At 35.4% G+C, this 11,898-nt stretch carries 7 protein-coding genes; 5 read left to right on the forward strand and 2 right to left on the reverse strand.

Annotated elements, in window-relative coordinates:
• Positions 1-95: 95 nt before the first annotated feature.
• Entirely contained in the window at positions 96-332 is a 237-nt protein-coding gene (locus HOO91_13360) for a hypothetical protein (GenBank protein ID NOU18537.1), read from the reverse strand.
• 582 nt (positions 333-914) lie between these two features.
• Here HOO91_13360 and HOO91_13365 point away from each other — a divergent pair.
• The 5 genes from HOO91_13365 (at position 915) to HOO91_13385 (ending at position 9,423) form a co-directional block, all read left to right on the forward strand.
• Entirely contained in the window at positions 915-2,891 is a 1,977-nt protein-coding gene (locus tag HOO91_13365) for an AAA family ATPase (protein NOU18538.1), read from the forward strand.
• Complete coding sequence (locus HOO91_13370; protein NOU18539.1) at positions 2,888-4,726, forward strand: ATP-dependent helicase; 1,839 nt, start codon at positions 2,888-2,890, stop codon at positions 4,724-4,726. The genes HOO91_13365 and HOO91_13370 overlap by 4 nt, the downstream gene beginning before the upstream one ends.
• A 271-nt stretch (positions 4,727-4,997) precedes the next feature.
• A complete protein-coding gene (locus HOO91_13375) occupies positions 4,998-5,384 on the forward strand; it encodes a HEPN domain-containing protein (protein NOU18540.1) in 387 nt (128 codons plus the stop codon).
• Positions 5,363-5,680 carry a nucleotidyltransferase domain-containing protein gene (locus HOO91_13380; protein NOU18541.1) on the forward strand — a complete coding sequence of 106 codons (318 nt, stop codon included), beginning with the start codon at positions 5,363-5,365 and terminating at the stop codon, positions 5,678-5,680. Before HOO91_13375 ends, HOO91_13380 begins: the two co-directional genes overlap by 22 nt.
• A gap of 626 nt (positions 5,681-6,306) precedes the next feature.
• Positions 6,307-9,423 carry a hypothetical protein gene (locus HOO91_13385; protein NOU18542.1) on the forward strand — a complete coding sequence of 1,039 codons (3,117 nt, stop codon included), beginning with the start codon at positions 6,307-6,309 and terminating at the stop codon, positions 9,421-9,423.
• Between the two features lie 55 nt (positions 9,424-9,478).
• On the opposite strand, the gene HOO91_13390 is transcribed toward HOO91_13385, so the two are convergent.
• The gene (locus tag HOO91_13390) at positions 9,479-11,854 is read right to left on the reverse strand and encodes a VWA domain-containing protein (protein NOU18543.1); all 2,376 of its coding nucleotides are present in this window, start codon (positions 11,852-11,854) and stop codon (positions 9,479-9,481) included.
• Between the last annotated feature and the right edge of the window lie 44 nt (positions 11,855-11,898).

Below are 11,898 nucleotides of genomic sequence, written 5' to 3' on the forward strand. Positions count from 1 at the left end.
CGATAAAAAACATAAAACCTGACAGAATCCAAATATCTGTCAGGTTTTTTTATTTCCATGATTTCAGTAGGGCTTTTGAATACGTCGGATTGACTCTACAATTCGTCAGATTGACCCAGCAATGCATCGGATCGTTCCTGCAATACGTTAGATCGTCCCTGCAATACGTTAAATCGATCCTGCAATACGTTAAATCGATCCTGCAATACGTTAAATCGTCCCTTAAGCTCGCAAATTGCGATAGTAACATCGCAAGATGTAAGATTAAGCTCGCAGGATGCGATATGAAGTTCGCAAGATGCGATAGTAAACTTGCCGGAAGGACTCTGCAATTTGCTAAATCGATCCCGAAAAGAGTTCCGAACTTTTAAAAAGTTCGGAACTCTAGGGTATAACTCACCAAATCAACCCTTAAGTTCGTTAAATCAAATCTGCAATACGCCGAACGAACCATTAAGCTAGCCAAACGAACGCTGCAAATTGCCAAACCGATCCGGAAAGATTTCCGAACCCTTAAAAAGTTCGGAACTCTTGGATATAACTCACCAAACCAACCCTCAACTTTATAGGAACGGGGAGCGTTTAGCAAGCAGTGCTATTCATACAATTAGTTCAAAGAACAACTTATACCAAAACAGGCAAAAACTAAGCGTATACAAGTTATTATATAAAAAACCTAGTAACCCATATAACAAAACTTCGTACAAAACAAAACTATTATATATTGTTAATATAAATTATATCTTTGATAAACAATTCCTGCGTGGCGAAATTGGTTAAAAGCAAGCCTTGCTGAGCTGGAGGAGAAACCAAAAGATATACAATATTTCTCATTTTGGATGTATAAATGAAATTTGGGTATATGCAAGGCTAAAACCACGGTGCAAATATTTAATTGATTAGAAAAGTATAAAATGTACATATCAAAAATTACAATCAAAGGATTTAGAGCATTTGATTCCAAAGGTGTTTCGATAGACTTAAAAAATAAATTAAATGCATTTATCGGATTAAATAGTACAGGAAAAACTGCGGCTTTAGAAGCATTGACAAAGGTTTTTGGTATTACAAAAGCAGAAAGAGATATTTTACGTCAGGATTTTCATGTTGCTTATGAAGAGGATGTAGACTCAATTGATGAGCGTTTCCTAACTATTGAAATAAAAATGAACTTTCATGATTCTGAAAAGGAATCAATTCCTCATTTTTTTACTCATATGCTTGTGGACGATGAAGGTGCTGAACCTTATATTCGAATTAGACTTGAAAGCAAATGGTATAAAAGCGAATATTCTGATGAAGGAGATGTTGAAACAACAATCTTTTTTATTACAGTTCCTGAAGGCGAAAATGAAGATGAGGATACTAAACGTATATTTCCAAAGCATTTGAAAGGATTAATTCAGGTTTTATATATCCCCGCCATTCGTAAACCAAGTGACCAGATTAGATATGTTTCAGGTTCAATATTGTATCGTGTATTACGACTTTTAAATTTTGACGATAAATTCAAAGGTAGCTTTAATGATAAAATCGAGGAAATAAATGATTTGTTTAAAGGACTTGATGAATTTAATGAAATTCAATCCTCATTAACATCATTTTGGGCTAAATTTCATAAAGACGAAAGGTATAAACAATCTAACTTAGGATTTGGGAATAGTGATTTAGATTCAATTCTAAAAAAGTTAGAAGTATCCTTTAGTCCTACTGAAACAAAAAGGTCTTTTCAAATAAATGATTTAGGAGAAGGTTACAGGTCTCTTTTTTATTTAACTCTAGTTTGTGCGTTATTAGAAGTAGAAGAAAAAATAACAAATGAAGATGAGGACAAAGTAAAACCGTTATTAACTATCCTAGCAGTAGAAGAACCAGAAAATCACATTGCTCCACAATTACTTGGAAGGGTTGTTAGTATTTTATCAAGTATATCTAAACAAGTTAAAACACAAGTATTCTTATCATCTCATACTCCCGCAATTATTAAACGGATTGACCCTGAATCCATTTTTCATTTCAGAATAGATAAACATTATAAATCAGAAGTTAATGCAATTTTGCTACCTGATGAAGCGGATGAAGCATATAAGTTTGTAAAAGAAGCTGTAAAAAACTATCCCGAAATATATTTCGCCAAGCTTGCTGTAATTGGGGAGGGTGATAGTGAAGAGGTGCTTTTTAATCGATTAATGGAAACAAACAAGGTTGATTTTGACGATAATATTATAACATTTGTTCCACTTGGACATCGCTTTGTTAATCATATTTGGAGGTTATTAAAAATTTTGAATATACCATATGTAACACTCTTAGATTTAGACATTGAACGTAATGGTGGAGGATGGGGTCGAATAAAATATATTCTTCAACAATTATTAGAAATTGGCTATAAAAAGGAGGTTATATTGAAAATTGAAGGTGGTGTACTATCAGATAAACGATTTTCTGAAATGCACACATGGGGTCATTCAGACAATAAACTAGATAGTGTATTGACATGGGTTAATTTTTTGGAAAGCTATAATGTTTACTATTCACAGCCATTAGATTTAGATTTTTTAATGCTAGAACATTATTCAGAAAAGTATAAAAAAGCAATACCTAAAGGCGGTGGTCCTCAAATTCCAGATAAAGTGAAAGAACAAGCAAAGTTTAAATTAAAATTAGATGGAGCAATACAAGCTACTTTAAAATCGGAAGAAGCTAAAGCATTAACATATACTGAAGAGCAAAAAGAATTAATGATTTGGTATAATTATCATTTTCTTGGAAGAGGAAAACCAACAACTCATATTTCTGCATTGTCTATTATGACAGATGAAGAACTAATTGAAAACATGCCTCCTGTTTTCGATAAAATGTTTGAAAAAATCAAAAAACTTATTTCATGAGGTATAAGAAAATAGAAGAATGGGTGCCTTCTGATAATTTGATTTTAGAAGATAATGCATTAATTACGGCTAAATCAGATTATAATACACTAGTTGTTGCAGGTCCAGGTGCAGGCAAAACTGAACTATTGGCACAACGAGCAAGTTTTTTACTGGAAACAAATGAGTGTATTTATCCCAAACGAATATTAGCAATAAGTTTTAAACGTGATGCAGCTTATAATTTAAAAAATAGAGTAGAAAAAAGGTGCGTAGAAAAGCTTTCTAAACGGTTTGATTCATTAACATTTGATGCATTTTCAAAATTAATTCTTGACCAGTTTTATCGCGGGTTACCAGTTGGTTATAAAGTACATTATCCTTACGATGTTATCCTTAATGAGAATGAAATACTTGAGATATATAAAGCAATAGACATCAATTTTCATAGTACTCATATTAAAAATGAACTCTTAGACTTTCATTACGAGATATTGCCAATTGAAAACTCTAGCGAAGCTAATAAAATTAGATTAAAAGCTTGGAAGCAACTTCTTGAAAAGAAAAGTTCTATCCTTAGTTTTAAAATGATAATGAGATTATCTCAACTAATCATTAATTCAAACTCGAAATTAAAGACTTATCTTCAAGAAACATACAGCCATATTTTTTTAGACGAATTTCAAGACACAACATTTCTACAATTTGAATTTTTAAACTCATGTTTTAAAGGTAGTCAAACTGTGTTTACTGCAGTTGGTGATGATAAGCAAAGAATAATGCTATGGGCAGGGGCTAAGCCAGATATTTTTGAAGCTTACAATAAAGAATACAATGCCAAAAATTTATTCTTAGAAATGAACTTTAGGTCAGCTCCTAGATTAGTAGAGTTGCAAAACCATCTCATATCAAAACTATTGAACAAGACAGACTTGGTAAAAGCTTCTACCAAATGGGATAAAAATAAGGGTGCAGCTTATGTATGGATATATGAAAGCCAGCAAAAAGAAACAGAGCATCTATTCAAAGTCGTCAAAAGTTGGATTGAAAATGATGCCTTAAAACCAAGAGACATATGTGTTCTTGTCAAACAACAACTAGGGGTTTATGCTGGAGAAATTATAGAATATTTTAACCACAATGGCATAAAAGCGAGAGATGAAAATCAGTTACAAGATCTATTGTCAGATGACTTAATTGTATTTATTTTAAATACTTTATCTCTTTTATCTGATTTAAAAAGTCTAAATGAAAAAACGCAAGCTTTAAATTTTCTTATTAATACCTCCTCTGTATATGAGGATATTGAGATAGTTAAACTAGAAAATAAATTTAACAAGTTTACACAACAACTTAGTAAAAAGAATTTAGAGCCAAAAGAGCTTGTAAGTGAAATAATTGATTTCGTTACAATTGATAGAATTAAGGCTAATTTTCCAAATTATAGAAATCCCAAGTTTTTAAAGGATATGTTAAATCAACTGACGGAATCATTGGAAAAATATAAAGAAGAAAGTGAAAATATTTATGAAGCTGTTCAAAAATTATTAGGAAAAGACTCTGTTCCTATCATGACGATTCATAAAAGCAAAGGGTTAGAGTATAATTCTATCATTTTTGTTGGTTTGGAAGATGGTGCGTTTTGGAGTTTTGAACAACAACCGGATGAAGACAAATGTGCCTTTTTTGTTGCACTTTCAAGAGCAAAAGAAAGAGTTGTCTTCACATTTAGCAAAACTAGAGCTGACAAATACGGTCGAGTAAAGAATCAAGGAATTGACAAAATTAAAGTGATTTTTGAGGAATTAAAGAATTCGAAAATAGTTGAATTTAAGCAAATTAAAGATGAGGTATAAAGTCCCCGTTAGCCCAAAACTTTAATTAAATAGTAGTAGTCACTCGGTTTGGAGTAGGTTAGCGAAGCGTACCTGCGTCAACTTATTCTTGCAGGCTTTGCCTGCATATTACTCACTGTTTAGGGAGTTCGGAATTCTAAACCACTTTGCGAGTTCGCTAAAAGTAAACCCCTATTAAATTAGGGCACATTAAAACGCTCGGAATCTTTATCTCATCAAAATACTGTATATTTGGTTAAAATTCTGTTTAATGACTGTCGAAAATACTAATATTGACATAGAAAAAATTGTTAATCATTGGATTGATACCTCAGAGGAGGATTTTCAAACGATGCTGAGCTTATATGATTCAAAATCTTATGGGTGGGCTCTGTTTCTTGGACATATTTCAGTGGAAAAGTTACTAAAAGCTGTTTATGTAAGTAAACTTAAAAAGCATGCTCCATTTCTACATAATTTATACAGATTAGCAGAGTTAAGCGGTATAAGCATGACCGATGAACAATCCGATTGGCTAGACAAAGTAACATCATTCAACCTAAATGCTAGATACGATGATTATAAAAGAGAATTTTATTCATTATGCACAGCAGAATTCACAAGAGAATGGATTGATAAAATAAAAATTCTAAGATCATGGATAAAACAGATGCTCTAAACGTTGCCAAAATATATGCCAGAGCAATCAATCAAAATTACAGCAATATAAAAGTCTTTCTTTTTGGATCCTATGCAAAAGGTAATTACACCGATGATAGCGATATTGACATTGCCGTGGTATTCAACGATTATAATAACCTTATGGATATACAATTAGAATTAATGAGATTAAGACGAAAGATTGATAGTAGAATAGAACCACATCCATTTAGGGCAAAAGATTTTGAATTGTCGAATCCACTTGTCAATGAAATATTACGATACGGGCAAGAAATAATAATTAACGCCGCCTAATAATAGGTTTTCGCTCGGCATTCTAAGACATAAGCAAATAAAATAGAATAACTATTCTTGCATTACCAAACAACCACCACCAACCAAAGCTAAACCAAAAATTACCTAGGCGTAATCTCCGCTAACTGCGTCAACTACCAAAACGCTAAATCCTATTGCTATACACCACAATCGCAAAATGCGTTAATATGAAACACCCCTGTATCTCAGCTATCGCATTTTGCGATAGTTTTATCATCCACCCTAAGTTCACCATTATACCAACGTTCCCCTCCTCTTTCTTGGTGTAACAACGCCTTAATTCATTACACAAAATAGCACAAAACAGCACACAGAGTTTTTTATGCAACCCTAGTTCAATTGATGAAAAATCAAAAATTCCAACAGGTCGCAAAACTATTTTTTAATATTTTATCAAAATTTGATACCGTATTTTGTTGTTTTTTGCTTTTTATCATATCTTTCTACTATTCAAAAGTTAATCTAAATTGATTATGAAACACCCATGTAATTGAGATCACATAAATACCGATGAACAAAATATGGGTGTTCCATCCGCTCAAGAATAGGTGTTAAAATCAATATCGTAAATTATTAAATATTAATAAACTAAATATTTAGTACGGATGAAAACAAGATCTTTTACATTCACATTGATGCTAATTATATTAGCACTCTGTGCAAACCTCGTGTACTCACAAGCCCCACAAGGTATCTCCTATCAAACAGTAATTCGCGATGGCAGCGGACAACCTTTAGCAAACCGTAATATCGGAATAAAAATTACCTTAGAAAATGCTTCGGAAGTTGCCTACTATGCCGAAACACATTCTAAAACATCCACAGGAGAAGGAGTTGTTACTTTAACAATCGGAGGGGGAACAAAAGAGGGCGTTAATACCTTTTCTAGCATTCCGTGGCAGAATGGGGATGTTTATGTCAAATTAGAAATTGATCCTAATGGTGGTAGCACTTACACCCCTATGGGACCTCATACGAAACTGCAATCAGTTCCATATGCGCTTTATGCTGCAAGCGGGCAACAAGGCCCTGCGGGGACCAATGGTATTTCGATTGAATGGCTAGGTTCCTTTAGTTCTGCGCCTGTATCACCCACATTAAACCAGGCTTACTACAACTCCACCGATAAAAAATCATACATATATAGTAGCACTGGCTGGACGGTTCTTGCACTGGATGGAACGGAAGGAATTCAAGGTCCTGAAGGGCCTCTTGTTTCGGGAACAACTGGACAAACTCTATATAATAATGGAACAACATGGACTGCAACATCATCATTAATCAACGATGGGGTGAATGTTGGAATTGGCACAACCCCAACCCAAAACCTTGATGTAAACGGGAACATGCGCTTACGGAGTACACTGTACGACTATAATAATACTTCGGGAACGCTGAATCAACTACTCACCAGAGGCACATCCGGTGTTCTATGGCAAACCCCTTCTGCTATAAGTATACCTAACGGAACAGGTACTAGCGGACAACTTGCATTATGGTCTGGAACAAATAGTTTGCAAGGAACTTCAAATCTTTCATGGGGAACAAGCTTACAAGTTTCAAGTTTGACCAGCGCAGGCTCTGACGATCCAATTTTTGAGGTGAGAAATAAGGATGGCAAAGTAGTGTTCGGTGTTTACCAAGGAGGCGTTAGGGTATATGTTGAAGATGCAGTGGTTAAAGGAGCAAAGGGTGGATTTGCTGTTGGTGGTCTTTCAAACCAAGCGAAGGCACTACCTGTAGAATATTTTCGCATAACCCCCGATAGTGCTCGTATCTGGGTTAAAAACACCCCAACGGTTAAAGGGGCAAAAGGAGGATTTGCTGTCGGTGGTCTATCAAATCAAGCTAAGGCAGGAACTCTAAATGAACTAATGTATATTGGTTCCGATAGTGCGCGTATTTATATCGATGATACACCATCAAAAGGAGCCAAAGGGGGTTTTGCTGTAGGTGGTCTTTCGAATCAAGCAAAAGGCGGTAGCGCTAACTACTTTAATGTTTCAACAAATTCAACCGGAAATATTTACCCAAGTCAGAAACGAGTAATGTGGTATCCTCTTAAAAATGCTTTCTTGGCTGGTCAGGTTATTATCGAAACACCTGATAGCGTTGGTGTAAATTCCTTTGCGACAGGATTCGAATCAAAGGCAAAAGGGAATTACAGCCAAGCATTGGGATATAATGCTATTGCTCGTGGACAATATTCTACGGCAATTGGGTATCAAGCTTTAGCACATAAAAATAACTCATTTGCCTTTGGTTATCAGGCCAAAGCAACATCTGATGATTCGTATGCCTTTGGTTCTGGGGCTCAAGCATCTGGAAATAAAAGTTTTGCCTTCGGTTCCGTTGGTATAGACTCAACCGGAACTGTAACCGGCAATACCAAAGCAACCGGAGATTATGCATATGCGTTTGGTTTAGGCTCTATAGCATCAGGAAAAGCATCGCTTGCTTTTGGAGCAAATAATATTGCTAGCGGTTCATTCGCCACTGCAATTGGATACAAAACAAATTCAGGGAACTGGTACTCAACAGCAATGGGCGGATATACAACTGCGAGCGGCTTTTACACTGTAGCAATGGGGTATAAGTCCACAGCATCAGGTATTGCTTCGTGTGCATTTGGTAACCAGTCAACTGCAAGCGGTGTATACTCGTTTGCATGTGGAGATGGTGCTAAGGCAATTGGCGCACGATCAGTAGCACTTGGTGCCTTTTCTAATGCTCAAGGAGCTTACTCTTTCGCAGTAGGTTATTCATCAATAACAGGTCCATCGGCAACCGCTGCTACCGCATTAGGTCGCGAGACAAATGCAAGCGCAACATACTCAACAGCAATTGGGTATCAATCTGCTTCGAGCGGAATATACAGCTTGGCTGGAGGCAATGTATCAACAGCAAGTGGAATATCATCCATAGCACTCGGTGATCATGCCAGCGCATCTGCAAACTATTCAATCGCCCTTGGAAGAAATGTTACCGCTTCAACACAATATGCTATTGCAATAGGAAATACAACAACTGCAAGTGGTGATAATTCTACGGCTTTTGGAAATCAAACAACAGCCGTTGGAAAATATTCTTTAGCCGTTGGTTATGGTTGCACAGCAAACGCCTATTCCTCTACAGCAGTAGGCTCTTATAATGTAATAGAAGGTACGCCAGGTTCTTGGGTTGCTACAGATCCAATATTTGCGGTTGGTAATGGAACATCCTCATCGAGTCTAAGCAATGCGGTTACTGTTTATAAAAATGGTACGATGAAACTGAAAAGCAATTTCTACCCTGATGCTGATAATGCGGCCACTTTAGGTACATCTTCTAATAGATGGAATATTCTTTATTCTGTGAATGGAACTGTAGCTACCTCTGATTTAAGATTAAAAGACAATATTATAGAGATATCGTATGGTTTAGCAGAACTTCTAAAACTTAAACCCGTTAGTTTTCTCTGGAAAAAAAGTCCTCAGGAAGGGAGAAAACTTGGATTTATAGCACAAGATGTTAAGCCAATTATTGGTGAAGTGGTTAATGAAGGGGATGATCCAGATAAAACATTAGGTATAAACTACAGTAGTATTATCCCCGTTATTGTTAAAGGGATGCAGGAACAGCAACAGATTATTGATAGTCAAAAACAACAGATTAATGAGTTGATGGAAGCCAATAAAAGATTATTAGAAAGGGTTGAGAAACTTGAAACTTTGAATAAATAGTAGACAATAAAAAACGGGCAGGTTCTAATCAACCTGCCCGTTTTTTATGCTTTACCTAAAAATGGATTATTCCTAATTTTTGAAGAATCATAAATATTGTCCAAAGAATTATTAATATCCAAACTAATGTCCTCAACCATGCTTTCCCTGTATGTGCATTAACATAACGAAGGAGTAATATTAAGACTAAAAGGATTAATATTATGTACTGCCAAAAATGAATTTTTGGTGTTGGAAAACTTCCTTGATAAAGCAATTCCCCCATTACATTAATTTTTATATCTGGTTTTACATTTGGTGGAATGTTTACAATTGTATAGGTATAACTACCATTCAAGTTATCCTTTGCAGATTTTACAACACCCTGCTTTGGATCTACACTAAACTTTATTCTCGATAAATAACCTGGACCGATTAAGTGTCCAAACTTATTCTTGGGTTTAACTATAATAGTTGCTATTCTACTTTTACTGTCGTGTGTTGTTGTGGCTGGGGGTGTGGTTATCGTTGCATCAATTTCTGTAGCACTAGGACTAATCTGTCCAAATTTAAAAACGGCAGAGTATTGTTTCTGTCTTTCAAATTTTCCATAACCCGGAATTTCCCCATTAACAATATATAATAACTGATAAATCCCTGTTAAATCAGTATTTTTATAATGTCCTGTAAATAACCCATTTGAACTTTCAGCAAGATCAATAATTTGACTTGTAGGTAAAAGTTCTTTATAAAATGAGCTATCGCTTTGAATTAGGTGTAAATATTTTGTTTCAGCACCTGATGCAACATCTTTTAATGAATCAGTTCTTCTATCAGTATAGTTCGCAAGTAAATCGCCTAAATCGTCTCCGGGTTTAAGAAGTACAACCTGAACTTTGTTTCCAGCACCTGTTAACGGTTTCCCTGCATAAGATATTTTAGCATTTAAATTAAGCGTATCACCTACAGTGTATACAGCCTTTTGAGGTTGACAGCTAAAACTAACAAAGTGATCATCAACAAAGCAGGTTAATGAGTATTTTTTTGAAGAAGTGCCTGAAAGTGTTAAGTTCCAATTACCTTCAGAACCTACTAATTCTGGTGTGAGGATTGGTAATGGCAAGCTAAGCGTTTTGTAAAATGTGCCATTTGTAACATGTACAAAGGAGGTTAAATCTTTTCCCCCTTTTTCGAGTTTAAATGTGACATTAGTAGCATTGGGATTAATGAATTCAAAGTACAATTTTGTTACATTTCCATTAATAGGAAACGAATAGGTTGTTCCTGTTGATGTAAGAAATCCTGTTTTTTGCGAAACAATCTGTGGGCTACTCCCCGATAGCATATTTGCGAATTGATTCTGGAAGAAATTATAAATATCACCTTCTTCTGCACCAGTAGTTGTTGTTAATGCCACTCCTCCATTTGCCTCTGCAATGTGAGCCAAGACTTCTGGTACTAATGTAATATCCCCCATACCTATTGTATAGTAATGGATGCTGTCAAGGCTATTACATGGTCCACTATTTAAAACGTAACCACCAGGTGAAAGAGTTACACCATCTGGGTTAACCAAAGGTTGAACATTCTGAAGTCCATCAGTAAACAGTAAAACCAACTTGCGAGCATTAATGGGATTATTATCATCAAGTTTTAACTTTGAGTTTAGTAAACCCTTTCCCATTGCCGTTAAAAAGGTTGGTCCTCTCCCAGACATATCTGCTTGAACAATAGAACTCGATCTTGTGGGATCAGAATCGGATGTTATTGAGATAAATCCAGCGTTCATTGGACTTCCGGGTTGTGTAATATTTGTGGAGAAATAAGTTGCCGCAATAGAGTCTTTATCCTGTCTAAATGTTTCAAGTTTTTGAACAAAAAGCAACACAGCATTCTTCAATACCTCCCAACGAACAATTGTCCCTCCCGGAACTGGAAGCGACATACTTCCAGACATATCCAAAACTAGTACAACTTTGATGGGATCGCGAAGAATTGGGAGGTAATATTTTTGTCTATCGGAAGTCCCATCACTACCACTAATTGTCTCGAGGTCTAATTCAATAAAGTTATTCACTTCTGGTCTACAACTGCTAGCGGCAAGCATTTCAACCTTACCATCAGTAGTGAAATTAATCGCTCCTTCGCTACAATTTGTAACCTGAGTAAAAATAAAAGATATATCAGATCTTGTGATACCGGCCTTTAATGGGATTGAAAAGGAATAACTTTCTCCGTATTTTGCGGGTGGAAGAGTGATAATGCACCCTGTATATGGAGCCGTTGAACAAGTTGAAGAGAGGCTTCCTCCAGGATAATCTGTAACTTCTCTGCTTATAATATTTTGAGAGTAAAGTTTATGATTAAAAGAACCCAGAAAAACTAACAAAAGGACAAATGGCAAAATATTTATACCTCTTCCCAAAAGGTATTTTTCAGTTTGGTAGTTCATGGCTTAAAAAGATTAGGTAAGTGAATGGTTTGTAAAAACTTACT

The organism is Bacteroidales bacterium, assembly GCA_013141385.1.
In the GTDB taxonomy this organism is placed as follows: Bacteria; Bacteroidota; Bacteroidia; order Bacteroidales; family Tenuifilaceae; genus UBA8529.